Below are 24,856 nucleotides of genomic sequence, written 5' to 3'. Positions count from 1 at the left end.
GCAGGTGAAAGCCACAGTTAATCCTGATGGCAGCTATACGGCAGAAGTACCGGCAGGCTTTGCTGATGGCGAATTGACCGTTAAGGCAGAAACGGTTGATCGTAATGGTACTCCGGTCAATGCAGAAGACAGCCTTGTGAAGACCGATCATGACAATGATCCATCTACACCGGATCAAGGTGGTCTGGACCGCGTTGACGGGTCAATTACAGTAGATATTAATGATGCTGATAGCACCAAAATTACTGGTGTGACAGAAGATGTTGCTCCAAATAGTAAAGTCACTCTAGAAATTACTAGTATTGATGAAAATGGTGAAACATTAATATTTACTGAAGAAGTATTTACGAATGCTGATGGTGAATATAGTTATACTTTAACTACAGCACAAGGAAATGCTACAGAGGTTGTTGCCAAAGTTGAAGATCGTAATGGTACTGAACTTCAAGATAATGATTCGTTGGAAGCGATAATTAAAGCAGATCCAACGACAGATGTTAATAATGGTGATAATAATGTAGTCGGTACTTCAGGGAATGATGTACTCGCAGGGGATATCGGTGGTTTACAGACCAATTTTGTTGCTGGGCAAAATTATAATGTCTCTGTTGTATTAGATTTGTCTGGCAGTATGCTATGGGCAATGAATGGTACAAGTAACCCACCAGCTGGTGAATCTCGCTTAGCAATTGCTATTAAAGGTCTTAAAGCCTTTATTCAGCAAATGGCTGATCATGATGGCGTGATTAATCTACAAATCGCTTCATTCTCAGCAAATGGTAGTGTTGGAAATGGTTATAACCAAGTTTTCCTAAATGTAAGTAAAGATAATATTAATGAAATATTCACTTATCTTGATAGCTTAAAAGCTGGCGGTGGTACCTATCCAGAACAAGGATTTAATAAAGCTGTAGATTGGTTTGACGATATCTCTACTGCTGATTTTGAAAATCAAACTTATTACCTTACAGATGGAGAACCAAACAGTTCTCAATCAACTTTGGACAACGCATTTGCTCCATTAGCGGAGCAGAGTAAAGTTTTCGCAGTAGGTGTGAGTAGTTCAATTAGTGATGCTACGGTCTCTCGTTATGACAATACCGATGTCAATGGAAATAAACTTCCTGGTGATTGGAGTGGTACTAATCATGGTGAAGCCAAAGCTATTGCGGATGCTGATAAACTGATAGCTTATTTAATAGGTGGTTCTGAAAACTTTATACCTGCTAATGTTGGGGATGATACAGTTAAAGGAGGTGCTGGAGATGATGTTCTGTTCGGTGATGCTATAAATACGGATCATTTAACATGGGCAGGATATGATCCTCTTCAATATCCTAAATACTCAGGTTATTCAAAATTAATCGCATATTTAAAAGCTGAGGTTACTAATGGTGTAGAACCAAGCCAACAAGATATCTATGACTATATAAAAGAGAATTTCCGCGATTTTGTTGCTGCTGATGCTGCTGATCCAGAAACTAAAGGTGGGAATGATACGATTTATGGTGGTGCTGGAAATGATATTATTATTGCTGGTGCAGGTAATGATGTTATTTATGGTGGTTCAGGCAATGACATTATTTCGACTGGTCGAGGTGATGATACCATTATATATGATTTATTAAATGCAACAGATGCTACTGGAGGGAATGGTACAGACACTTGGGTAGATTACGAAGCTAATGACAAAATTCAATTTGGATCAGATTTCTTTGAAGGTTTATTAGCAGATAAAAGTAATTTAGGTGATTATATTACTGTTGTTGATGATGGTAATGGTAATGCCATAGTTCAGGTAGACCGTGACGGTAGTGCTGGGACACATAATATGTCTGATTTATTAATTATTGAAAATCAAGCAGGCTTAAGTTTGCAAGATTTACTCAACAATAATCAGATTATTATTGGTTAATTAATGAAAAGGTTATAGATCATAGATCTATAACCTTTTTTATTTCTATTTTATGTTGATTAAAAGATTATTTATTTGAATATTCTTTAGTTTAATAATCCATAATCGATGGATTTAATATATTTTTCTAAAATGGCACTAATGAAATCAAAATTAGGGTGGATTTTATTTTCTCCTATCTTTTTGTTTATAACTCAAGCTCAGGCAGATATATTAAATACTGCAAAGAAAGAGATGAACTATATATTCAAAAAAGAACCAGAAAATAATTTTCTTAAAGTAAATATTCAAATGCTGAGCGATTTTAGTTTGGATGAGAGGACTATATCAGATTCGTTACCTTTAGTAACTTATTCAAAAAATCAAGAGAAGAATTTCTTGATTGAAATTCCAGATGAAAATTTGAAAAGGAACTCGAAACACCTAGATTTTTCTGGCGCAATATATCAAGCCTTACAACGTCGCCCAGAAATTACTGAAAGTATTGCGATGATTGCTGGACAAAGCTCAAGTATTGATGTGGCTAAGGCTGCATATTATCCTCAAATATCGGGTGGAATTACTACAGCTGATTTAACTTCAGGAGAGCGAGGAAGACAACTTTTTACGATTTCAGCATCTCAAATGTTATATGACTTTGGAAAAGTTAAAAGATCTGTTGATATTGAAAAAGCTAAATTAATTCAAGAACAAGCCAATACTTTGGTAAATATTGATGACATTGCTTATCAAACAGCAAATGCAATTGTTAACATTAAACGCTATCAAGAGATTATACGTATAGCTGATCAGCAAATTAATGGCATAGCACGTATTGCTGAGATTGCGAATCTACGTGCAAATGCAGGTATTAGTAGCCAAGCCGATCCAGTACAAGCTCAGTCAAATTTAGAAGCTGCTGAGTCGAATAAAATTGTTCAAGAAACTCAACTAAAACAGTATCAACAAAAATTACGTAATTTATTAGGCTACGACGTTTCAAATTTAGAAATAAATATACCCGACTATCTAGCTGAAAATTCAGGTCTTTATAATGAAACAAAGTTTACATTAATTCCAGAAATGATGGTTGCACAAGCAGCAATACAAGTTGCTCAATATCAAAAGGAACAAACGAAATTAAGTAATTATCCAACTATAAATATTAAAGGAAGTTTAAGTCAGGCAATAAATGGTAGAAATCCGAATAACAATAAAGATGATGGGTTTTATAATTCTATAATGCTTGAAACAACAAGTGATTTTTTTCAAGGAGGGGCAATACGTTCCAAGGAACGGGCAGCAAGTTATGCTGAGGAAGCAGCGAAAGCAAAGTTAAATTCCGTATATTTAGATATATCAGATCAAGTTCAGCGTATTCGACAAGAGATAGAAAATAAGCAAAAACAAATTCAGATCCTTAGAGAGCGTCAAAAGTCTACGATTCGTACAAAAGAGCTATATCAAGAGCAATATAAATTAGGCACACGGTCCGTTGTTGATCTTTTAAATGCTGAACAAGCTATTCATAGCGCAGCTCAGGAAATAGAGACTGCTAGATATGATATTTATTCGAATTTAGTACAGTTTATTAAAATAACTGGTCGTTCTCGAGATTTATATCATTTAAATGATACTTCTATTCAAGGATTCAAAATTGAGCCATGAGCAACAAAATTAGTTATCAGCCATGGCTTCAAGCCATTTTAGTTATTGCTAGACATTATCTTATTGATCCATCGGAAGAGAAGCTCAGACTTCAATTTGATTGGAATCAGAACCAAACAATAGATGAAATTTTAACATTGGCGGCACGCCAAATTGGAATGAATTATCGTAAAGCCAAGTTAGACTTATGTGAGATTAGTCCATGGCATTTGCCAGTCATCATTGAAATGAAAGATGGCCAAGTAGGTGTATTAGACAAAATTGATGCAAATCAGAATCTAAGTGTTCAGTTCAGTGGTGATCAGGGTTTAGCACAAACTTTTACGCTCGATAATCTTAAAGCATATGTAACTAATATTTATATTTTACGGCCCGAAAAATCTGTGCCAGATGCTCGTATTGATGAATATATAAAACCATATGAAGCTCACTGGTTCTGGGCAGTTATTTTACGTGACTGGAAAAGATATATAGACATTATGTTTGCTTCTTTGGTTGCAAATATATTGGCATTAGCAACTATAGTTTTTTCTATGAATGTATATGACCGAGTTATTCCAGCTCAATCTGTACCAACCTTGTGGGTATTAGCAGGAGGGGTATTAATAGCAGCAATTTTTGAATTTTGCTTACGTGTAGCCCGTATTTATTTATCAGATATTTTAGGAAAGCGTGCTGACTTAACTATTTCAGACTTAGTATTCGGTCATGCTTTAAGAATTAAAAATAAAGAACGCTCTAAATCAACAGGTACTTTTATTTCACAAATTAGGGAATTGGAAGGTGTTAGAGAGTTAGTAACCTCTACCACAATATCCGCGATTGCTGATTTACCGTTTTTCTTCTTATTTCTTATTATTTTTTGGTTGATCGGTGGAAACCTATTTTGGGTGATGGTAATTGTAGTCCCACTTATGATTATTCCTGGCATTTTAATACAAAAACCATTGGCAAAATTAGCTTCTGAAGGAATGCGAGAAAGTGCTATACGCAATGCAATGTTAGTTGAATCTGTCCAAGGAATTGAAGATATAAAGTTATTAAGAGCAGAATCCCGTTTCCAAAATGAATGGAATCATATGAATGAAGTATCAGCCGATATTTCAATGCGACACCGTAAATTAGTTGGTGTCATGATGGCATGGACTCAAAAAATACAAGGTTTGACCTTTGCTATTGTGGTACTTATCGGCTGTTTTGCTGTCATGAAAGGGGAAATGACAACTGGTGCTTTAGTGGCTTGTTCAATCCTTTCATCTAGGATGTTGGGTCCTATTGCGCAAATCTCAGGGGTATTAGGACGTTTACAACAAGCTAAAGTTGCGAAAAATGGCTTAGATGAGCTTATGAAAAAGCCAGTTGATCAACCTCCTCGTGCACATCTCATTCACAGGCCTGTATTATTTGGAAACTATGAATTAAATCAAGTCGAATTTAGATATAGTCAAAATGATGGAAAACCAACATTGATAATTCCAAAGCTTACTATTAGAACAGGAGAGAAAATTGCAATTTTAGGACGTAATGGGGCTGGGAAATCCACTTTATTGCAGTTATTAGCAGGTATGCAGGAACCTTTACAAGGTCATATTAAATTAGATGGTGTTACTTTAGGCTTGATAGATCCATTAGATATTCGGCGTGATATAGGACTCTTAAACCAAAACGCCCACTTATTCTATGGATCAATCCGAGAGAATTTAAAATTAGGGGCACCGTTAGCAACAGATTTAGATATTTTAGAAGCATTAAATCTTTCAGGGGTTTTAGATTTTATACATGAGAAAAAGGAGGGGTTAGACTATCAAATTTTAGAAGGTGGAGCTGGTCTATCTGGTGGACAAAAACAAGCCTTATTATTGGCGCGGTTGTTAATCAGAAAACCTAATGTTTTATTACTAGATGAACCTACAGCTGCTCTTGATGATGTTTCTGAAAAACAGTTTATTGAGCAACTTCAGAGTTGGTTAGGTAATAAAACATTAATTGTTGCGACTCATCGACGGGCAATATTAGAGTTAGTTGATCGTGTAATTGTTATTAATAATGGAAAAATTGTATTGGATGGCCCTAAAGAGCAGGTTCTGAAATTATCACAACCAAAGCAAAAAATAGGAGCCGAATGATGAGTTATAAACAGCTGAATTGGGCTAGTTCAAATAAAAATAAACAATTAAGACAACCTTTACCTAAAGTTAGCGTATTTATATGGGTTATCTGTTGTGGGCTTCTTGCTTTATTCATTTGGGCTTGGCTATTTACATTAGAAGAAGTCTCGACAGGAACTGGAAAGGTTATCCCTTCTTCAAAAGAACAGATTATTCAATCTTTAGAAGGTGGGATTTTGACTAAACTCAATGTCAACGAAGGTGAAATTGTGGATAAGGGGCAGAACCTTGCACAACTTGACCCTACTCGATTTGCATCAAATGTTGGTGAGTCCAAATCGTTACTGCTTTCTGCTAAAGCAACAGCTGCACGTTTAAGTGCTGAGGTAAATGGGACAGCTTTAGTATTTCCAAAAGAAGTATTAGAAGAGCAGACTCTTGTGAAAGAGGAAACAGCTCTTTATTACTCGCGACGTTCAAATTTAGAAGAATCCTTGGCCGGTTTAAAAAAAGCTTTAGTTTTAGTGCAACAAGAGTTAGCAATGACAGAGCCGCTTGTAGCCAAGGGGGCAGCTAGTAATGTTGAAGTCTTACGTTTGAAACGTCAGGCGACCGATTTAATAAATCAAATGAATGATGTTCAAAATCAATATTTAGTTAAATCCCGTGAAGAATTAGCAAAAGCAAATACTGATATCGAAACCCAATCTCAAGTTGTAAGGGGAAAATCAGATATGCTTAAACGGGCGATTTTTAAATCACCAGTTCGAGGGATTATTAAAGAAATAAATGTTATGACTATTGGAGGTGTTATTCCTCAAAATGGAAAATTAATGACAATCGTTCCTTTAGATGAAAAACTTTTAATCGAAGCACGTATATCCCCAAGAGATATTGCCTTTATTAGGCCGGGACAAGAAGCTTTGGTTAAAATTACTGCTTATGACTATTCTATTTATGGTGGTTTAAAAGGAAAAGTTACTATTATTTCCCCAGATACATTACGTGATGAAGTTAAACAAGACCAATTTTATTATAGAGTCTATATTCGCGCAGAATCTGATAAGCTAATAAATAAAGCTGGAAAATATTTTAATATTACACCAGGTATGGTAGCTACAGTAGATATTAAAACAGGAGAAAAAACAGTATTAGATTATTTGATTAAGCCTTTTAATAAAGCAAGAGAAGCTTTAAGGGAAAGGTAATAAATCTTCAAAAAATAAGAATTTTACAGTGGATTTATAAAGTTCCTTTGGTTTTTTAAATTTTATAAGGAGGTGTAATTTAATATTTTAATTCGATTATTGTTTTTTATATTAACCTTCTTGATCAGCGCAAAGAAAAAGAAGTAATAAAGGCCCACATTAAAGTGGGCTTTTATTAATATTTTTCTGGTTTAAGGGAGAATATTTATTTTGAATTTTAATAATTGCTTTTATATTAATGAGAATTGATTTTTTAAATTTCACCTTTTGATTTAATCTAAACATGTTTGTTAAATCAACTATTAAAACTATTTAATAAATTGATTAGGCTTTAGATTTTTGAAGGAAAAGATATTTCTATTCAAGTAAGATTGAGGTTTTAGAGTTAAATAAAGTCTCTGAAGGAAGTTCTCCAAACTTTTTTTTGTACTCGCTTGAGAACCTTCCTAATTGTTGAAAACCACAGTCTAAAGCAATACTGGAAACATTTTCCCAAGGTCGAATTTCTTGAAGGCGTTTGTGAACTACTTCAAAACGTAAATTACGAAAATAAGCAATAGGCGATTGGCCAAAATATAAATGGAAGTCCCTATATAACCGTTCTCGAGAGACCCCTAAAACTTTTTCTAGTTCTTTCAAGTTTAAAGGTTGGTTTAGAGAATTTATCAAAATTTGTTCTACTTTTAATAAATAATTAGGCCGACCTTGTTGACGCAAATTCAGTTCTTGAGAATAGTTATGTGGCTGAGCATTTAAAAGCATAATAACTAGATTAGACTCAAAATTACGCCAAACTCCAGAATCATCGCATAAAGAATAATCATCACTGACCATTTCCTGTAAATGCATTGCAAGTTGAAACCATTGTTTTATTTTACCCTGCAAAGGAGCATGAACATCAAATACTAATGGTCGATGTAATTTATAACCTAGTAATTTAACTAGATGTTCTTCTACAAGGCTTTTCGAAAGCCGGATAACTTGTTTAGTACATCCCTCATTTACAGTCATAATAAGTGGGAGCTGTGGAGAGAGAAGAGTAGCAACCTCTGAGTTTGACTCTATATTTAAATTACCAATTTTTAGCGTTTGCTGGCCATGAATAGGAATATTAAAAATATAGCTTTTTTGAAGATCATCTAGTTTAATTTGCACTTCTGTTGAATAAGAAACTTGACCAAAAGTAATATCCCCCAAGCTGAAACCTTCATGGAAAAAGTCCATGTGTTTTGGTGATGGGACATCTAATTGATGGGGGCCATTTATTTTTCCCATCCATTGGATTGTCCTGGTAATTTCGGTGTGATGCACACTAAATTTATTTCTAAAAGGGCCAATTTGTCTAATTGATTCGGTCATCTTCATCTCCTTAAAATCCATTTAACTCAGATAAAAGATATCTATAAAAAGCAAATCTATGCTTTGATTTAAGTACAATATAATTCAATATATTGAAGTAGTTTTTCCATATTCAAAATTGAAATTTTAGGGTTAAAATGTTTTCATTTTAACAGTTTCATCCAGAATTTAAGTCTTGTCCATAGTTGAGGGTATTCTCAAATTTTAATCTATAGAAGTATAGCGCTTAACTCTCCTCTAAAATTTAGCAGGTTACTACTGCTTTTAAGTTTTTTGAAGTTGTTATTAGACCTCTTAAAGTCACAAATTTTTTGCAACAAAACAAATAAAACCTATTAAAAAAATCATTAATGCGTGTGATAAAAAAGTATATTTTCGTTCTGTTACTTCCAGATTCTTTATTTGAACATGGAAAGCTAAAAATAAGTGACTAGTAAAGTAGAGACAAGTAATAGTTAAAATTAAAAGACTAATAACAGGAAAATTGGTAAAAATTTTACTAATAAATAAACTGGTAGCTAAAATAGAAAAAAGAGTTCGTTCATTAGCTAAATAAGTCCTTTGGGGTTGTAATCCTGAATCATCTTTTAGCATTTTAGTTCAACTTACTTAAAAGAAAAAACAAATAAAATGATAAAGCTTAGTAGCGTTAGTACAGGAGTCATGAAGGGAAAGGGTAGCGGCTTCTTTAATCTTAGAGCAATTTCTACTCGATACCAGCGAAGGAGGGCAGAGGAACTAATGATTAAAGACGCTATGACTAATACATTAAAAATTTGTTGAGCTTTTTGAAGTTGATGATAATGTTCTGAAATCGTAATCAATGCTACTGCTGAAGCCAGTAAAGCAAGAGCTGTACGTGTCCAGGCTAAAAAAGTCCGCTCGTTGGCAAGCGTAAAACGTGGATCTGGTTCTTCACCCACTTTTAGAAGTAGTTGCTTTATAAAAAGATTAATCATAATTTAAACTCGAAAGTATTCCTTCGATAACTCAACTAACTTATAAATAAGCAGAAGAGAATACTATTCAAATTTTAAGGATTCCTTATCCGATCTTTATAAAATTTAAAATAATTCTAATAAATAGACATTATCTATCTAATAAATGAATAGAAACGATAAGTGTCTTTTTGCTTGACTGAGAGAGGGCAAAACAGGAGTTTATTTTATGAATCAATTAATTTTTTCGGAAATACAAAGTAATTTTGAATTCGGAGAAACAAGGCATGATGATGAAAGTGAAAAAATAAAATGGAATGTTTTGGGACATGTTTATGAGCCGATGGTAGGAGGAGATCAAAAATCTAGTTTTGCATGGATCTCTAATGATCCTCCTGGCACTTTTGTGCCTCCTCATATGCATCCTATTCAAGATGAGCACGCATTTATTATTGAAGGTGAATATGCTTTATATCTCGATGGGGAGTGGAGTATTGCCAAGGCTGGCGACTACTTATACTGGCCAAGAGGGACAATACATGGTTATAAAATTGTTTCTGAAACACCTGGGAAAGGAATTTTCTGGGTAAGTCCAGGAAATGATTTAGCTAGTTTGTTCTCTGAATTACACAATTTAACTGAGCCAGAAGAAGTTGTGCGTATTTCTGCTTTAAGAAATATTCGCTTTATTGCACCTGACAAGCTAGAAAATTATGAATAACCTGATGAGTTAAAAGAGCGCCTTAAGGTGCTCTTTTTATATATGAATATAAACTTACAGAATAAAAGTATAGTTATTCATGAATACGCGGATATTTACATATGGGCTCGTCGAATAATTTAGAAATGCGGGATCAAATTTATGACGAGGAAAATTAAATGTCGAATAATGTAGCAAAAGGAATGAAGATTTACGCACTTGGAACAGGAGGTGGGCCAATTGTTTCAAGTAGCCGAGCTGGTATTTCAACAGCTATTTGTGTTGACGGAGCAGTTTATGTTGTAGATTGTGGAATGGGAAGCATTCGTAATTATAGAAATCATGCATCTTGGGGGCAGTTACGTAGTATTTTTATAACCCATCATCATTCTGACCATATTTATGATCTAGGGGCTTATCTCTTTACAGGATGGCAAGTTCCTGGTGAGTCTTTCAGCCAACCTATAAAAGTATTTGGACCAGGGAAACCACCTAAAAATCCAGCTTTAGCTGAGAAAAATCACGTGCATATCCAAGGATGTTGTGGAGGCGATCATCCTATGGTTGGCACAAAGGAGATGGTGGGAGCATTAATGCGAGGCGTATTTGCTTCAGATATTGCAATTAGAATGGCAGATGAGGAAAGAACAAGTCCTAGCGAATGGATAGAAGCACATGATATTGAAATTCCCAAAGAAGCCAAAGCAGATCCGATATATGCACGACATCCTGAAATGGAACCTTTCATTATTTATGAAGATGAAAATGTTAAAGTAAGTACAATTTTAGTCGATCATCGTTTGTGTTATCCAGCTTTTGGATTTCGTTTCGACTCTAAATACGGTTCAGTAGTAATATCAGGAGATACTACATATTCAGAAAACTGTATTCGATTAGCAAGAAATGCAGATGTGTTATTACATGAAGTCATTGATCTAGAGGCTATATTACAAACTTTTCCTGAAGGTCCTACTAGGGATGGGATTGCTGTACATCTTGAAGAATCTCATACTTCTTATAAACAAGTCGGCAAAGTTGCGGCCAATGCAAATGTTAAGCATCTAATTTTACATCATATTGTTCCTAATTTACCAAATGCAGCAGATATAGAAAAAATGGTCTCATACGCACAGTCAGAATTCGGTGGGCTTGTGAGTGCAGCAGAAGATAATGATATTTTTGAAATTAATAACTTAAAAGTAATTCAAAAAGCTGAAGCTGTATTAAGAAATCAGGAGGAATTATTATGAAAAGCTCTAGTATTGAGCTATTAGCTCCCTCTGAGATAATAGATAAAAGCATACAAAAAAAAGCTTGGGTTATTACGGGCCTATTAATTATTTTTCAGATGATTAATTTTGCCGATAAGGCTGTTTTGGGATTAGTCGCAGAACCTGCTATGCAAGAGTTGTCACTTTCAGGTAGTCAATTTGGATTTATTGGTAGTGCTTTCTTTTTCTTATTTGCAATTTCGGCAATTTTAGTCGGTTTTATTGCTATGAGAGTACAAACAAGATGGTTAATCTTTTTTATGGGAGTTGCTTGGGCTGTTTTAATGTTTCCAATGTTATGGGGTGGAGCTGCCTTATTACTGATCTCAAGAATATTATTAGGTGCGGCTGAAGGCCCGGCGACCCCTATTACATTACAACATGTACATGGTTGGTATGAACCAAAAGAAAGAGGCTTACCTAGTAGTCTGGTAGCCATAGGTTCTACTCTAGGGCCAATTATTGCTGCTCCGATACTGGCTTGGATTATTGCTCATCCTAATTACGGTTGGCGTTGGGCTTTTGGTTTTCTTGGAATTATTGGATTAATTTGGACATCTTTATGGTTTTTTGTTGCGAAAGAAGGGCCATATAGCCATATTCGCTCTGAAAAGGAGCTGAGTCGTCCTCTAACTAAGCGGTTAGATGCAAATAATAAGCAAAGTATTGTCGACCTATGTGATGATCTAACTCCCATACCAATGGCAAAGATATTTTTCTCTCCAATGTTTATTGTTGCATTTCTTGCTGGCGCTGGTTGTTTTTGGGCAATGGGATTTCTTACAACTTGGGCTCCACGTTATTTATCTGCCGTAGTAAATGTCACTCCTGAATCATTAGGGGTTTTAGTGACCCTCCCTTGGATTTGTGGAGCACTTGTACTTTTTTTAGCAGGAGTTTTGTCTAGAAAGTTAATGGCACAAGGAAGGTCTGTACATGTATCTTTAGGCGTCTTATTAGGAATAATCTTAATAACTTCAGGTGTTCTATTTCAGATTCTTCCATTTTTAAACGGTGAAACAGCCGTAGCCGTTTTAATCTTTGCTGCTGGCTTTGCTATGACTTTTCCTCTAGTTCCTACGGCAGTTGCATATAGTGTTTGTTCTAAACAAAGAGCCGTGGTCATGGCTACACTAACAGCACTTGCTTCTTGTGGTGGGATGGTATCACCTATAATGGTCGGAATCCTGATGGATACAGCCGGATATATTCAACCTAAGAAAAGCGAACCTCTATTACCTGAAATGATGAACCATTTATTAACAGGTATGAATATTGGTTTCCAATATATTGGATTATATTTATTGATCATAGGTATAGCTGCGGTAATTTTCCTAAACCCAGATAAGACAGCTAAGTCTCTACAAAATTTAATAAATATTAAAAGCTAAACCATAAATTAAAAGTGCCCATGGGCACTTTTAATTTATTTATTCATATTGAAATAAAGTCATACATCATTTCAATATGTTGAAAGATACGTCCTTTTTTAAAGAACTCTTGTAATAAACTGAAGTGATCATGCTCTAATAGTTCTTCTTTCTTAACTATTCCTCGAGCAGCTAAAAGTTTTGCCATATTCTGATTTTGTTGAATAAAAGCGTTAGTTTCTTTTTGGCCTACTAGAAAAGTAAATGGCAAATCTATCAATAAGCTATTTTTATAAACTGGTGAATAATATTGAATTTCACTTTCCGTTAATTGCAATGCTTGGTTTAGGCTAGTATCTTTTAGAGGAGCTAGATCATAAATACCACTAATTGCTATGACGCCATGAAAAAGTTTTGAGTGTACTGATTTACTATTCTGAATAGCTAGTTCAGTTACTAGGTGAGCACCTGCTGAATGACCACACAAAATGATAGGGAGATCGATTTCTTTATATCTAAAAAAATTTTTTATAGAATGGATAGCATATTGTATAGATCTTACAATGCCTCCAATTTTAACTGTAGGACAAAGTGGGTAATTGACTAAAACAAAATGATACCCTTGAGAGCTTATATCCTGTGCAATAAAACGAAACTGGCTTTTATCTCTCGATTGCCAGTAACCTGCATGTAAATAAATAATAATTGCCTTAGCTGGAGTTTTTGCATAACACACATCGAATAATTCGCGTTCTTGAAAACCATAGGGCTGATCTAGTGCCCATTCCTTTTCTTGAAGTATTTCTTGATTTAATTTTTCATAATAAACAAACAGATCAGCAAAACTAGAATGTCTTTGCCCATCGACATATTCATATTCATTCATGTTCATAGCTATTACTTAATATAATTACAGGAATTTCATCATAAAACGTCATGAAATATTAGAAATACACTTCTTTAATATTTCATATACACCTTTTAAGGGATTTTAAAATGTACTTCCTCTGAAGTTAGAAAAATGGATAATTCTATATAATTTATCTAAGTTCAATAGAATTATATTAGATGGATAAATTTTGGGGGGATCCTCTGATTGAAAATCATAAAAATTAAAGAACTTTTAGAGGTAGAGGTTGTAGATCAACATAGCTCTCGTAGGCCTAATATAAATATTTAAAGGCATTCTGTTCCGATTATAAATAAAAACTATTATATGAAACAAAATAAGTATTGGCATTTAGATGGGGATTTTTTCATTCTTAAACTGTTTTATGTACACGTTCCAGTAGGTAGCTGTCTCGGAAAATACAAGGGATTTGTTGTGTCTAACTTTGCCTGAAATTCGTATTCCGTTTTTATACCTTCAGTGACGCAGTATACATTCAATTTTGCAGTTTAAGGAAATATTGATGTCGAATTCTGCTGTTGTTGATTCAGTTGCTTTGGCCTTAAGACAAGCTGAACTATCACAAACTGCGATTATTCCTATTCGTGCTGAGCTTGGTGGTGAACAGGCAAATGTGGATATCGCTTATGCAGTACAGGAAATCAATACTGTACGTGCACTTTCGGAAGGGCGCCGTTTAGTAGGGCGAAAAATTGGTCTAACGTCTAAAGTAGTACAAGCCCAACTTGGCGTAGATCAACCTGACTTTGGGATGCTATTTGCTGATATGGCATACGGTGATGGTGAAGAAATTCCAATTAGCAAACTGATTCAGCCAAAAGTTGAAGCTGAAATTGCGCTCGTACTCAAAAAGGATTTAACCCAAACCCGACATACATATGCAGACATTATTAGTGCAACAGACTATGCCTTACCCGCTATTGAAATAGTTGATAGTCGTATTGAGAACTGGAAAATCTCTTTGATTGACACAGTTGCTGACAATGCATCAAGTGCAGCTTTTGTGTTGGGTTCACGTCCAGTACAGCTTAATCAACTTGATTTAGTGAATTGCAAAATGACTATGACTCGTGGTGAAGAAGTCGTTTCGCAAGGTGTTGGTAAAGCTTGTTTAGCTAATCCATTGAATGCAGCAATTTGGTTAGCTGATGAAATGGTACGACGCGGACGTCCATTACAAGCAGGAGATATTGTCCTGACGGGTGCATTGGGTCCAATGGTGGTGGCTCATCCGGGGGATGAATTTAAAGTTGAAATTGAAGGCTTCAATTCAGTCGTTGCATGCTTTGCTGCTGAATAAAGGATAAGGAAATGAAAAAGATTAAATGCGCTTTAATCGGTCCAGGAAATATTGGAACGGATTTATTATATAAATTACAGCGTAGTGAATTATTGGAACCAGTATGGATGGTTGGAATTGATCCTGCTTCCGAAGGCTTGGCTCGCGCTGAAAAAATAGGTTTAAAAACTACGGCTGAAGGCGTTGATGGTTTATTACCTCATGTCCTTGAAGATGATATCAAAATTGCTTTTGATGCAACTTCAGCATATGTACATGCAGAGAACAGTCGCAAGCTAAATGAGCTTGGGGTATTGATGATTGATTTAACTCCTGCAGCAATTGGTCCATTTTGTGTACCGCCAGTGAATTTAGAAGCTTTGTTGTATGCGGGTGAAGTCCCTAATGTGAATATGGTGACTTGTGGTGGGCAAGCAACTATTCCTATGGTCGCAGCGATTTCACGGGTACAGACTGTTAACTATGCTGAAATCATTGCCACTGTATCAACAAAATCGGTTGGCCCGGGTACTCGTAAGAACATTGATGAATTTACTCGCACCACTGCTGGTGCAATTGAAAAGGTTGGCGGAGCTAAACAAGGTAAAGCCATCATTATTATTAACCCGGCTGAACCACCACTAATGATGCGTGACACAGTTCACTGTTTAGTTGATGGAGAACCGGACCAAGTTGCAATTACTGAATCAGTAAATGCCATGATCAAAGAAGTCCAAAAATATGTTCCGGGCTACAAGTTAGTAAATGGCCCTGTATTTGATGGTAATCGTGTTTCGATATTTCTTGAGGTAGAAGGCCTAGGAGATTATTTGCCAAAATATGCCGGTAACCTTGACATTATGACAGCCGCAGCCGCACGTACTGCAGAAATGTTTGCAGAGCGCGTTTTATCTAACCCAAAAGCTGAAGTTGTTTAAGGAGAAACCGTATGTCTAAGATTATTGTGCATGATATGACGTTACGTGATGGTATGCATCCACAACGTCATCAAACTACAGTTGAGCAAATGATTGCCATTTCAACAGCGTTAGACGAAGCAGGTGTCCCCTTGATTGAAGTCACTCATGGTGATGGTTTGGGAGGGAGTTCAGTTAACTATGGTTTCGCCGCTGCAACAGATGAGGAATATTTGTCTGCTGTTGTACCACGCATGAAAAATGCTAAGGTTTCCGCACTTTTATTACCGGGTATTGGGACAGTTGATCATTTGAAAATGGCACATGAGATTGGTGTTTCAACCATTCGTGTTGCAACACACTGTACGGAAGCAGATGTATCTGAACAGCATATTACTGCTGCTCGAAAATTGGGAATGGATACAGTAGGCTTTCTAATGTTGGCACATATGGCATCGCCAAAACATTTGCTAGAAGAAGCAAAAAAAATGGTGTCTTACGGTGCTAACTGTATTTATGTCACTGACTCTGCTGGGTACATGTTGCCACAGGATGTAACCGATCGGATTGGGTTACTTCGTCAGGAGCTTGATAGCAGTATTGAATTAGGTTTCCATGGTCACCATAATTTGGGTATGGGTGTTGCCAATACTGTTGCTGCGGTTGAAGCTGGTGCAATTCGGGTCGACTTGGCAGCAGCTGGTCTAGGAGCTGGAGCGGGCAATACACCACTTGAGTTATTTATTGCAGTTGCAAATCGTATGCAAATAGAAACAGGCGTAGACTTGTTTAAAGTACAGGATATTGCAGAAGATCTTGTAATTCCAATGATGCTAAATCCAATTCGTGCCGATCGTGATGCAGCAACGTTAGGTTATGCAGGTGTATATTCATCTTTCTTGTTGTTTGCAAAACGTGCCGAAGCTAAATATGGCGTCTCTGCACGTGAAATTTTATTAGAGCTAGGTCGCCGTGGTACGGTTGGGGGACAGGAGGATATGATTGAAGATCTTGCCTTGACTATGTCAAAAGCGAAAGTAATAAGCGCATAAGTTTTTTACAAATGAAAGAGCACTCCACGAGAGTGCTTTTTTTACATCTAATGATTTGATCTAGATGAAATAACTTGGATATAAGCGTTATTTTCTATAAATGGATAGACATCATTTTAATTAAATAAGTCTCTATTTAAATAAAAAATCGATTAAAAAATTAAAAATAGCGAATTTAAATAAAGTTATTTTTATAATAAATACATATATAACAAATAGTTGGTCTATTTTTTTTGAAATGATTAATCGTTTTTAGTGATCTGTTAAAAATTCCCATTACTGGAAAAGTAATATTTTTTTAAAGCATTGAGTTTAAAAAGAAAAATATCTTAATACTCTAGTCGCATTTTTCATAAAAATAGAGTTGAGCATGATAGGGCTTGGTTTCATGGATTGATTGAAAGGAAGTACGCAATGCGTCGTCAAACGTTATGGATCGCAATGGCTTGTTTGGTAGCAACAATAGGAACTACTTGTACATATGCTGGTTTTGTTGAAGATAGTCAGGTTCAGCTGAAATTTAAAAACTTCTATTTAGATCGTCAGTATGATGACACCCCTGCAAAAAACTGGGGGAGTTGGTCGCAAGCTGTGACACTGGATGCAAAATCGGGCTATGCAGAGTTTGGGGCGTTACAACTCGGTGTTGATGTGTTAGCACAGTATGCTGTACGTCTGGATGGGCGTGACCGTAACGCAGATTGGGTTCTGCCATACAGTGGGATTTCTGATACAGGCACAGGAAAACAAGAGCGCCAGTTTGGAAAAATAGGAGCAACTCTTAAAGCGAAAATCAGCCAAACTGAATTACGAATTGGTGAACTTTTACCTGTAACACCAGTAATCCATTTTGATCCATCACGTCAATTATTGACCACTTATAATGGGGTATGGCTAGAGTCAAAAGATTTCAAAAACACCAAATTAACGTTAGGTTATTTGGATAGTATCAATGCCCGTTATGAAAATCAGCCAATGGATTTTGGTCTATGGCCTAAAGCATTAAATAATGATGGTAAAACTGATGGAATGTATGTTGCGGGCATAGATTACCAATTAAATAAAAACTGGACTGCAAGTTACTTTTATGGTGATGTGACGAATATCTATCGTCAAAATTACTTGGGTGTGAACTATAAGAACAATTATGACAAGTTAAAAGTCGATTCACACATACGTTTTTTCGACAATGCAGAGTCGGGAGATGCCTTGTATGGTGATATTGATAATCAGGCATTGTCTATAGGCTCAACCTTAACTTATGGCTCACACAGTATAGGTTTATCTTATCAGCAAATGTTTGGTGACCATGGTAGTAACCCGAGTGCAGCAACTGGCGCACCATATTTCCCATCCCTCGCAGGTTGGGTACCCCAGCCTTATTTAGATAACTGGTCAGTTGCGAGCTTTATCCGTAAAGATGAAAAATCGGTGGGTGTAGCTTATAGCTATGATTTTAGTGATCTTGGCATTAAAGGTTTAAAAACCACTGCAAAATATTGGCATGGTTGGGGCATTGATTCAGCTTATGAATCAAGTGCATTAACAGGCAAAGGCAAAGAAGATGAATTCAACTTTATTCTGAATTACGTTGTGCCAGAAGGGAGGTTACAAGGCTTAGGTTTTCAGTGGATGTATATCGATGTGAACTTCGACAATATTGCAGGCCAAGCAAGCGATTTGCAGGAACATCGTATTGCAACGACATACACCTATAAATTTTAAATACTTTTAAATATTTATTTAAATAACAAATGGTTATTAATATTTTTTTTGTATCACCTCATCGTAAACAAGTATCAGTTTAGGCGCCGTGAACAGGTAAGATGGGTGAGTAAAACATTTAAAATTTGGCCTAGTAAAAGCAGCTTAATCTTGAGTTGAGCTGTATAAATTGTAAGAGGAATGACATGGGCACAGTACAAATCCCCGAATATAAAACAGATCCATTTTTTGGTTTGGAAGACAAATGGATTGAAACTGCAGCAGGCGAGCTCACTCATTATCATGAGCTTGGAGAAGGTACTCCAATTTTATTTTTACATGGTTCGGGTACTGGTGTTTCAGCAGCAGCAAACTGGTGGTTGAACTTACCACAAATTGCTGAGCAGGCACGCTGTATTGCTATTGATTCGATTGGTTATGGACAAACTGTTGTTGCAGAAGGCACAGCTTACGGTATCCGGGCATGGGTAGATCATGCGGTCCGTGTATTAGATGCTTTAGGAATTGAAAAAACCTGGTTAGTAGGCAATTCTTTAGGTGGTTGGTTAGCATTCCAGTTTATATTGGATTACCCAGAGCGTGTACTGGGTATTGTATCAATGGGAACGGGTGGTGCTAAACAGACGGCAGCACTTAAAGCACATGCTAATCCTGAATTGACAGAAGCTGGTATCCGTAAAACTTTAGAAATGTTTGTGGTCGATAAGTCTTTAGTCACAGATGAATTGGTTAAAGTTCGTTTTGACTCAGCAAAAAATGACTACGCTTCGGATCGATTGATGGATGTTGTTGGTGCACGAGACCGTGACCGTTTTGAGTTCCCGCTTGATTTTGAAAAGATGAAAGAGATTCAAGTTCCTGTATTACTCATTCATGGTGTGCAAGATGTAGTTATTCCTGTATCTCGTACTTGGGATATTTTGAATATTGTACCTCATGCAGATGCACATATTTTTAGTCAATGTGGTCATTGGTCACAAGTTGAAAAAGCACAAGAATTTAACCAGATTATTAAACAATATTTAGCAGTACATGATGTTAAATAAAATATAACAATACAGGAAGGATAAATTATTATTCTTCCTGTATTTAAAGTAAAATTTTTAGTTTTTTGCTGAGCCTTGTCATTTTATCTTAGACTTTTGTATTAACTGAAGGATTTTAAGCTTTATTAATATTTAAGTAAAAAACTTTACTCAATAAATCTATAAATTCTTTGACTCCTGAAGACTCAGCATCTTTTCTATAGCTGACGTATAAATCTAAAAAGGGTAGATCTACATCCAGTGGTCGGGTGACAATATTATTTAAAGTTAAGGGCTCTATATAACTAGGCAAAATACCGCAGCCTAATCCCATTCCTATCGAATTAATATTAAATAGAATATTATGGGCAGTTTGAACAATATTAAATTTAATATTGTGAATTTCGGCAAAATTAAGAATAGTATGATGTAAAATTGAAGACTGCTCGGGCGATGGAATAATAAAGTCAATATTATCTAAAAGCTTTACTGGTATACGTTTGAACTGGGCAAGTGAATGGTTATGAGGGATTAATAGCATTAATGGTTCACGTAATACGAACTGGCTTTGTATTTCATCGTTATTTAAATTATCTCTCATAAATGCAATATCAATAATCCCATTCTTTAGGGCTTCCATTTGTTCGGTGTTATTCATACTACGTAATTCGATCTTCAGGTTTGGGTTTTGTACCCTTAAACTTGGAAGAACAGATGGAAAAACTTTCATTTCTACGACAGGGACAAAACCAATCGTCAGTTGTTGTTTTTTTAATTTCGAAACTTGGCGGGCCATTGCAATCGCTTTATCTGCTTGAGCTAAAGTTAAACGCGCCTGCTCAAGAAATATACTTCCTTCTTCGGTGAGCTCAACTTTACGTTTAGTACGATGTAGTAATGTAACGCCAACTTCATCTTCAAGGTCTTTAATTTGTTGACTTAATGATGGTTGAGCTGTGTAAAGGCGAAGTGCAGCTTTACTAAAGTTGAGTTCTTCAGCCACCATTACAAAGTAGCGTAAATGACGTAATTCCATATCAGTTGTGATCCAAAAATCCTCTTATTAACTTTAGGTCGTTAATAGAGTAATGTTAAATGGTTAAAAACCATAAATCCGTTTATAAAAACTACCGATTAGTATCAGTTGAGCTTAATTTTAATATTTAAAATCTATAATGAATAATTCATAAAAAGTCTAATTTGAAACAAATAAAATATTTCACTTAAAACGTTTAAAAAATCATTATCCATTTAAATTGAATTTTATGTTGTGTTTTTTTGGCGACAGCAGGAGTGCTTCTCATGAATGGAAAAATTGAAGTGTGCGAAATCGATGCTTTAGTCGATGCACAAAATGGACGTATCTCGCCAGCTATCTATACAGATCCGCAATTATACGAACTAGAGTTAGAGCGTGTTTTTGGACGTTGTTGGTTATTTCTTTGTCACGAAAGCCAAATTCCAAAATCAGGCGACTTTTTCAATACGTATATGGGCGAGGACCCAATTATTGTTATTCGCCAAAAAGACGGTTCTATTAAAGCATTATTAAATCAATGTCGTCACCGTTCTATGCGGGTTAGCTATGCTGACTGTGGTAATACGCGTGCATTTACTTGTCCCTATCATGGTTGGTCCTATGGGATTGACGGTTCACTTAAAGATATTCCATTAGAAGGTGTCGCCTTCCCACATGGGGCTTGTAAAGAAGAATGGGGATTGCAAGAGGTTCCTCGTGTTGCAAGCTATAAAGGTTTAGTTTTTGGTTGTTGGGCAGATGACACACCCGAATTACTTGATTATATGGGAGATATTGCTTGGTATCTGGATGCAATGATTGACCGCCGTGAAGGTGGCTCGGAAGTCATTGGTGGCATTCATAAATGGGAAATTAACTGTAACTGGAAATTTGCAGCAGAACAGTTTGCTTCTGATCAATACCACGCGCCGTACTCGCATGCCTCTGCAGTACAAGTTTTAGGTGGTAAACCAAATGATGATGCTTCTAAAGCATTAGGTACAGCACAAACTGCACGTCCAGTGTGGGAAACAGCAGAAAGCTGTGTGCAATATGGTCAACGCGGCCATGGCTCAGGTTTCTTTCTGACCGAAAGACCAGATGCTAATTTCTGGGTAGATGGTCAAGTAGCGGATTACTTCCGTGAAACCTATGAAGAAACCAAAGAGCGTTTGGGCGACACACGTGCTTTACGCTTGGCTGGACACAACACCATGTTCCCAACTTTGTCTTGGTTGAATGGTATGACGACGATGCGCATTTGGCATCCACGTGGACCAGATAAAACTGAAGTTTGGGCGTTCTGTATCACGGACAAAGCAGCTCCGCAGCACATCAAAGAAGCGATGGAGTTGAATGCTTGCCGAGCATTTGGCCCAGCTGGTTTTGCTGAAGCAGACGATGGTGAAAACTGGATTGAGATCCAGAAAGTGTTACGTGGTTATAAAGCGCGAAAAAGTAAACTCATTATGGAAATGGGACTTGGCAATGAAAAATACCGTGAAGATGGTATCCCCGGTATTACTAACCATGTTTTTTCTGAAACCGCCGCGCGTGGCATGTATCGTCATTGGGCAAACCTATTGATGCATGAAAAATGGGAAGACGTGCAACGGGCAGATGAGGCGTATGAGCAAGAGCTTTTGAAAAAAGCGGCTAAAAAGGGTGAGAAGGAGCTTGTGAAATGAACCAGATCATTGACTCATTAAAACCACAGCCAGTATGGCGTTCTATTGGATTGGAACTTCACCACGACATTAGTCAGTTTCTATATGCAGAAGCACAATTGTTAGATGACTGGAAATTTCGTGATTGGTTGGAAATCTTAAGCGAAGATATTTTATATACGCTCAAAACGACGACAAATGCGCAAACACGTGATCGTCGTAAATGTATTGCACCACCATCAACATGGATTTATCACGACGACAAATTTGTACTAGAACGCCGTGTAGCAAAATTAGAAACAGGGATGTCGTGGTCCGAAGAACCGCCATCACGTACTCGTCACTTGATTACTAATATACGGGTCGAAGCAACTGCACAAGCAAATGAATATCAAGTTTTTAGTAATTATTTGCTTTATCGCTCGCAAAAAGAAAAAGACATACTGACCTATATTGGTAAACGAGTTGATCTGATTCGAAAAGATGAGAGCAGTAGTTTAGGTTGGAAAATTGCTAAACGCGATATCACCCTCGATCAAGCGACTTTGATTTCTCACAATATTACGGTGTTTTTCTAATGAATAAGATTTTTGTTTGTCAGATTGATGAGTTGGATGAAGGCGAAGCACTGAAAGTAGATTGTAATGTAGGTGATATTGCCGCACTTGCTGTGTTCAATTTCAATGGTGAATTTTTTGCCATGAATGATAAATGCAGTCATGGTAATGCTTCTATGTCAGAAGGTTACCTAGAGGATGATGGCACGGTCGAATGTCCACTTCATGCATCACGTTTTTGTTTGAAAACTGGCGTACCACAATGTGTACCAGCGACTGACTCGATTCAGACATTCCCTGTCGTGATTGAAGATGGTGCACTTTATGTCGAAATGGTAGGAGCGTAATGATGGGCTGGCTAGAGGGTGAAGTTGCGCTAATTACTGGTGGCGGTTCAGGACTAGGGCTTGCGTTGGTTGAGCGCTTTTTACAAGAGGGAGCACATGTTGGCGTGTTGCAACGATCTCAATCAAAAGTAGATGAATTGATTGCACGCTATGGTGACAAAATCGTAGCAGTGACAGGAGATGTGGCTAATTTTCAGGATAACGTTCGTGCTGTGCAGGCTACCGTAGAACGTTTTGGAAAACTTGACTGTTTTATTGGTAATGCCGGTATTTGGGATCATTATGCCGACATCGTTAACATGAGTGGCGAACAGTTAGATAAAGCCTTTGATGAAATCATGAGTATTAACACGAAGGGTTATTTGCTTGGTGCAAAAGCAGCTTTAGATGAGTTACTCAAAACTGAAGGCTCAATGATTTTTACCTTATCTAACTCAGCGTTTTATTCATCTGGTGGTGGTCCAATTTATACCGCATCAAAACATGCTGATGTAGGTTTAGTGCGTGAACTGGCCTATGAGTTGGCACCGAAAGTGCGTGTGAATGCAGTTGCTCCATCAGGCATGAATGTCAATGTGAAAGGTGCTGCATCCCTTGGACAGGAAAATCTAGGATTACTTGATGCACGTGATCCACAAAGAATTGGGCAAGGCATGCCATTGAGATTCTTACCAGAACCAGAAGACATGACTGGTTCTTATGTATTGCTCGCATCTCGTCAAAATAACCGTCCATTATCTGGCGTTTTTATAAATGCTGACTGTGGTTTGGGCATTCGTGGCTTACGCCAAGCGAACGCTGGTTTTTTTGATGCTTAATTTTAATCCGATATTAATGGACTAATAAGTCAGCTAAAAACTGTCTTATTTCGGAGCTAATCATGACTGTTAAACTTATTTGTGCTTCTCATAGCCCGCTAATGGAATTTGCGTCTCCGGCAGAAAAACAACAAGAACAAACGGTGCGTCATACTTTTGAAAAATTGGCTGCCGAGGTCAAAGCATACGACCCAACTTTAATTATTGCTTTTGGGCCAGATCATTTTAACGGCTTCTTTTATGATCTGATGCCGAGTTTCTGCGTGGGTGTCCGCGCAACAGCAGCAGGTGATTGGAATTATGGACCTGGTGAGCTTAATGTGCCTGAAAGCACAGCATTAAACTTAATTCGAAAAGTACTTGATGAAGGTGTGGATGTTGCATATTCATATCGTATGCAAGCGGATCATGGGGTAACCCAACCGCTGCATTTTTTATGTGATGGTCAACTTAATCGCTATCCAACCATTCCAATATTTATTAATGGTGCTGCTGCGCCAATGCCTACGACAAAACGAACTATTGCATTAGGTCGTGCAATTGGCGCCTTTATTAAGTCAATCAATCTGGACAATGAACGTATATTAATTTTAGGTACAGGCGGTCTTTCACATGATCCTCCAACACCTCAGATGGGTTCGGTACCACTAGAAGTTGAAGAATTTCTCATTGCTGGACGAAACCCAACTGTTGAAGCTCGTAATACACGTCAGGCCAAAATCATTTCAGTTGGACAACGTCTAGCAGCAGGTGACAAGAGTGTGTCTATACCACTCAATCCAGAATGGGATGAGCAGTTATTGGAAAAATTCAAAAATGCAAACTTTGCTGCGCTTGAAGCGATGACCGAAGACGAAATTCGACATGAAGGTGGACGTGGGGGACAAGAAGTCCGAACTTGGATGGCTGCTTTTGCGGCATTACAGACAGTAGGCGATTATGAAATGACCTTACATTGCTATGAACCAATTAGTGAATGGATTGCGGGCTTTGGCATAGTCTCTGCCGAGCTGAAATAAGGGATA

At 36.8% G+C, this 24,856-nt stretch carries 21 protein-coding genes; 17 read left to right on the top strand and 4 right to left on the bottom strand.

Going from position 1 to position 24,856, the window contains the following annotated elements; all coding sequences use genetic code 11:
* The 4 genes from KNQ97_RS09370 to KNQ97_RS09355 all read left to right on the top strand — a co-directional run.
* Positions 1 to 1,915: VWA domain-containing protein (locus KNQ97_RS09370; protein WP_253612133.1), on the top strand; the 1,915-nt coding region annotated here is incomplete at its 5' end.
* A gap of 132 nt (positions 1,916 to 2,047) precedes the next feature.
* The gene (locus tag KNQ97_RS09365) at positions 2,048 to 3,562 is read left to right on the top strand and encodes a TolC family outer membrane protein (protein ID WP_103236200.1); all 1,515 of its coding nucleotides are present in this window, start codon (positions 2,048 to 2,050) and stop codon (positions 3,560 to 3,562) included.
* Entirely contained in the window at positions 3,559 to 5,688 is a 2,130-nt protein-coding gene (locus tag KNQ97_RS09360) for a type I secretion system permease/ATPase (protein ID WP_103236201.1), read from the top strand. The genes KNQ97_RS09365 and KNQ97_RS09360 overlap by 4 nt, the downstream gene beginning before the upstream one ends.
* Positions 5,688 to 6,878 carry an HlyD family efflux transporter periplasmic adaptor subunit gene (locus tag KNQ97_RS09355; protein ID WP_031966601.1) on the top strand — a complete coding sequence of 397 codons (1,191 nt, stop codon included), beginning with the start codon at positions 5,688 to 5,690 and terminating at the stop codon, positions 6,876 to 6,878. The genes KNQ97_RS09360 and KNQ97_RS09355 overlap by 1 nt, the downstream gene beginning before the upstream one ends.
* Before the next feature lie 357 nt (positions 6,879 to 7,235).
* On the opposite strand, the gene KNQ97_RS09350 is transcribed toward KNQ97_RS09355, so the two are convergent.
* Positions 7,236 to 8,237, bottom strand: coding sequence for an AraC family transcriptional regulator (locus tag KNQ97_RS09350; RefSeq protein ID WP_024436655.1), 1,002 nt, complete (start codon positions 8,235 to 8,237; stop codon positions 7,236 to 7,238).
* A 605-nt stretch (positions 8,238 to 8,842) separates the two neighbouring features.
* The gene (locus tag KNQ97_RS09345; RefSeq protein WP_000609050.1) at positions 8,843 to 9,196 is read right to left on the bottom strand and encodes a YidH family protein; all 354 of its coding nucleotides are present in this window, start codon (positions 9,194 to 9,196) and stop codon (positions 8,843 to 8,845) included.
* 208 nt (positions 9,197 to 9,404) lie between these two features.
* On the opposite strand from KNQ97_RS09345, the gene KNQ97_RS09340 reads away from it, so the two are divergent.
* The 3 genes from KNQ97_RS09340 to KNQ97_RS09330 all read left to right on the top strand — a co-directional run bounded on the left by KNQ97_RS09340 (position 9,405) and on the right by KNQ97_RS09330 (position 12,537).
* Positions 9,405 to 9,896 carry a cupin domain-containing protein gene (locus KNQ97_RS09340; protein WP_001072508.1) on the top strand — a complete coding sequence of 164 codons (492 nt, stop codon included), beginning with the start codon at positions 9,405 to 9,407 and terminating at the stop codon, positions 9,894 to 9,896.
* A 158-nt stretch (positions 9,897 to 10,054) separates the two neighbouring features.
* Positions 10,055 to 11,125 carry an MBL fold metallo-hydrolase gene (locus tag KNQ97_RS09335; RefSeq protein ID WP_000069900.1) on the top strand — a complete coding sequence of 357 codons (1,071 nt, stop codon included), beginning with the start codon at positions 10,055 to 10,057 and terminating at the stop codon, positions 11,123 to 11,125.
* Positions 11,122 to 12,537: an MFS transporter gene (locus KNQ97_RS09330; protein ID WP_000842798.1), complete on the top strand. Its 1,416-nt coding sequence runs from the start codon at positions 11,122 to 11,124 to the stop codon at positions 12,535 to 12,537. The genes KNQ97_RS09335 and KNQ97_RS09330 overlap by 4 nt, the downstream gene beginning before the upstream one ends.
* 43 nt (positions 12,538 to 12,580) lie before the next feature.
* On the opposite strand, the gene KNQ97_RS09325 is transcribed toward KNQ97_RS09330, so the two are convergent.
* On the bottom strand, positions 12,581 to 13,402 hold the full coding sequence (locus KNQ97_RS09325) for an alpha/beta hydrolase (RefSeq protein WP_001008121.1): 822 nt from the start codon (positions 13,400 to 13,402) through the stop codon (positions 12,581 to 12,583).
* A 526-nt stretch (positions 13,403 to 13,928) separates the two neighbouring features.
* Between KNQ97_RS09325 and KNQ97_RS09320 the strand changes: the two genes are divergently transcribed.
* The 5 genes from KNQ97_RS09320 (at position 13,929) to KNQ97_RS09300 (ending at position 19,445) form a co-directional block, all read left to right on the top strand.
* Positions 13,929 to 14,726 (top strand): fumarylacetoacetate hydrolase family protein, encoded by a 798-nt coding sequence (locus tag KNQ97_RS09320; protein WP_032029018.1) that lies wholly within the window; start codon positions 13,929 to 13,931, stop codon positions 14,724 to 14,726.
* 11 nt (positions 14,727 to 14,737) lie between these two features.
* Positions 14,738 to 15,643, top strand: coding sequence for an acetaldehyde dehydrogenase (acetylating) (locus KNQ97_RS09315; RefSeq protein WP_253612132.1), 906 nt, complete (start codon positions 14,738 to 14,740; stop codon positions 15,641 to 15,643).
* An 11-nt stretch (positions 15,644 to 15,654) separates the two neighbouring features.
* A complete protein-coding gene (gene dmpG, locus KNQ97_RS09310) occupies positions 15,655 to 16,674 on the top strand; it encodes a 4-hydroxy-2-oxovalerate aldolase (RefSeq protein ID WP_032029020.1) in 1,020 nt (339 codons plus the stop codon).
* Between the two features lie 414 nt (positions 16,675 to 17,088).
* Positions 17,089 to 18,399, top strand: a complete 1,311-nt coding sequence (locus tag KNQ97_RS09305; protein ID WP_001254302.1) for an OprD family outer membrane porin — start codon at positions 17,089 to 17,091, stop codon at positions 18,397 to 18,399.
* A 185-nt stretch (positions 18,400 to 18,584) separates the two neighbouring features.
* Positions 18,585 to 19,445, top strand: coding sequence for an alpha/beta fold hydrolase (locus tag KNQ97_RS09300; protein WP_000537604.1), 861 nt, complete (start codon positions 18,585 to 18,587; stop codon positions 19,443 to 19,445).
* 115 nt (positions 19,446 to 19,560) lie between these two features.
* Here KNQ97_RS09300 and hcaR read toward each other — a convergent pair whose 3' ends face one another.
* The gene (gene hcaR / locus KNQ97_RS09295; protein WP_000423285.1) at positions 19,561 to 20,460 is read right to left on the bottom strand and encodes a DNA-binding transcriptional regulator HcaR; all 900 of its coding nucleotides are present in this window, start codon (positions 20,458 to 20,460) and stop codon (positions 19,561 to 19,563) included.
* A 266-nt stretch (positions 20,461 to 20,726) separates the two neighbouring features.
* Here hcaR and hcaE point away from each other — a divergent pair, with 266 nt between their 5' ends.
* The 5 genes from hcaE (at position 20,727) to KNQ97_RS09270 (ending at position 24,850) form a co-directional block, all read left to right on the top strand.
* Complete coding sequence (gene hcaE, locus KNQ97_RS09290) at positions 20,727 to 22,130, top strand: 3-phenylpropionate/cinnamic acid dioxygenase subunit alpha (RefSeq protein ID WP_001013451.1); 1,404 nt, start codon at positions 20,727 to 20,729, stop codon at positions 22,128 to 22,130.
* A complete protein-coding gene (hcaF, locus tag KNQ97_RS09285; RefSeq protein ID WP_001071801.1) occupies positions 22,127 to 22,687 on the top strand; it encodes a 3-phenylpropionate/cinnamic acid dioxygenase subunit beta in 561 nt (186 codons plus the stop codon). The genes hcaE and hcaF overlap by 4 nt, the downstream gene beginning before the upstream one ends.
* On the top strand, positions 22,687 to 23,013 hold the full coding sequence (gene hcaC, locus KNQ97_RS09280; protein ID WP_001033367.1) for a 3-phenylpropionate/cinnamic acid dioxygenase ferredoxin subunit: 327 nt from the start codon (positions 22,687 to 22,689) through the stop codon (positions 23,011 to 23,013). The genes hcaF and hcaC overlap by 1 nt, the downstream gene beginning before the upstream one ends.
* Before the next feature lie 2 nt (positions 23,014 to 23,015).
* Complete coding sequence (gene hcaB / locus KNQ97_RS09275) at positions 23,016 to 23,831, top strand: 3-phenylpropionate-dihydrodiol/cinnamic acid-dihydrodiol dehydrogenase (protein WP_004736599.1); 816 nt, start codon at positions 23,016 to 23,018, stop codon at positions 23,829 to 23,831.
* A gap of 62 nt (positions 23,832 to 23,893) precedes the next feature.
* Entirely contained in the window at positions 23,894 to 24,850 is a 957-nt protein-coding gene (locus KNQ97_RS09270) for a 3-carboxyethylcatechol 2,3-dioxygenase (protein ID WP_000216622.1), read from the top strand.
* Positions 24,851 to 24,856: the final 6 nt, after the last annotated feature.

Source organism: Acinetobacter sp. UC24323 (assembly GCF_024151445.1).
GTDB lineage: Bacteria > Pseudomonadota > Gammaproteobacteria > Pseudomonadales > Moraxellaceae > Acinetobacter > Acinetobacter baumannii.
The sequence above is the reverse complement of the archived record's forward strand: the minus strand, read 5'-3'. Positions and strand labels throughout refer to the sequence as shown.

What these genes read in the sequence shown, in the direction of transcription:
- KNQ97_RS09365 (WP_103236200.1), top strand. Translation starts at nt 2,048, where the DNA reads ATGGCACTAATGAAATCAAAATTAGGGTGGATTTTATTTTCTCCTATC.
- KNQ97_RS09360 (WP_103236201.1), top strand. Translation starts at nt 3,559, where the DNA reads ATGAGCAACAAAATTAGTTATCAGCCATGGCTTCAAGCCATTTTAGTT.
- KNQ97_RS09355 (WP_031966601.1), top strand. Translation starts at nt 5,688, where the DNA reads ATGAGTTATAAACAGCTGAATTGGGCTAGTTCAAATAAAAATAAACAA.
- KNQ97_RS09350 (WP_024436655.1), bottom strand. Translation starts at nt 8,237, where the DNA reads ATGACCGAATCAATTAGACAAATTGGCCCTTTTAGAAATAAATTTAGT.
- KNQ97_RS09345 (WP_000609050.1), bottom strand. Translation starts at nt 9,196, where the DNA reads ATGATTAATCTTTTTATAAAGCAACTACTTCTAAAAGTGGGTGAAGAA.
- KNQ97_RS09340 (WP_001072508.1), top strand. Translation starts at nt 9,405, where the DNA reads ATGAATCAATTAATTTTTTCGGAAATACAAAGTAATTTTGAATTCGGA.
- KNQ97_RS09335 (WP_000069900.1), top strand. Translation starts at nt 10,055, where the DNA reads ATGTCGAATAATGTAGCAAAAGGAATGAAGATTTACGCACTTGGAACA.
- KNQ97_RS09330 (WP_000842798.1), top strand. Translation starts at nt 11,122, where the DNA reads ATGAAAAGCTCTAGTATTGAGCTATTAGCTCCCTCTGAGATAATAGAT.
- KNQ97_RS09325 (WP_001008121.1), bottom strand. Translation starts at nt 13,402, where the DNA reads ATGAATGAATATGAATATGTCGATGGGCAAAGACATTCTAGTTTTGCT.
- KNQ97_RS09320 (WP_032029018.1), top strand. Translation starts at nt 13,929, where the DNA reads ATGTCGAATTCTGCTGTTGTTGATTCAGTTGCTTTGGCCTTAAGACAA.
- KNQ97_RS09315 (WP_253612132.1), top strand. Translation starts at nt 14,738, where the DNA reads ATGAAAAAGATTAAATGCGCTTTAATCGGTCCAGGAAATATTGGAACG.
- dmpG (WP_032029020.1), top strand. Translation starts at nt 15,655, where the DNA reads ATGTCTAAGATTATTGTGCATGATATGACGTTACGTGATGGTATGCAT.
- KNQ97_RS09305 (WP_001254302.1), top strand. Translation starts at nt 17,089, where the DNA reads ATGCGTCGTCAAACGTTATGGATCGCAATGGCTTGTTTGGTAGCAACA.
- KNQ97_RS09300 (WP_000537604.1), top strand. Translation starts at nt 18,585, where the DNA reads ATGGGCACAGTACAAATCCCCGAATATAAAACAGATCCATTTTTTGGT.
- hcaR (WP_000423285.1), bottom strand. Translation starts at nt 20,460, where the DNA reads ATGGAATTACGTCATTTACGCTACTTTGTAATGGTGGCTGAAGAACTC.
- hcaE (WP_001013451.1), top strand. Translation starts at nt 20,727, where the DNA reads ATGAATGGAAAAATTGAAGTGTGCGAAATCGATGCTTTAGTCGATGCA.
- hcaF (WP_001071801.1), top strand. Translation starts at nt 22,127, where the DNA reads ATGAACCAGATCATTGACTCATTAAAACCACAGCCAGTATGGCGTTCT.
- hcaC (WP_001033367.1), top strand. Translation starts at nt 22,687, where the DNA reads ATGAATAAGATTTTTGTTTGTCAGATTGATGAGTTGGATGAAGGCGAA.
- hcaB (WP_004736599.1), top strand. Translation starts at nt 23,016, where the DNA reads ATGGGCTGGCTAGAGGGTGAAGTTGCGCTAATTACTGGTGGCGGTTCA.
- KNQ97_RS09270 (WP_000216622.1), top strand. Translation starts at nt 23,894, where the DNA reads ATGACTGTTAAACTTATTTGTGCTTCTCATAGCCCGCTAATGGAATTT.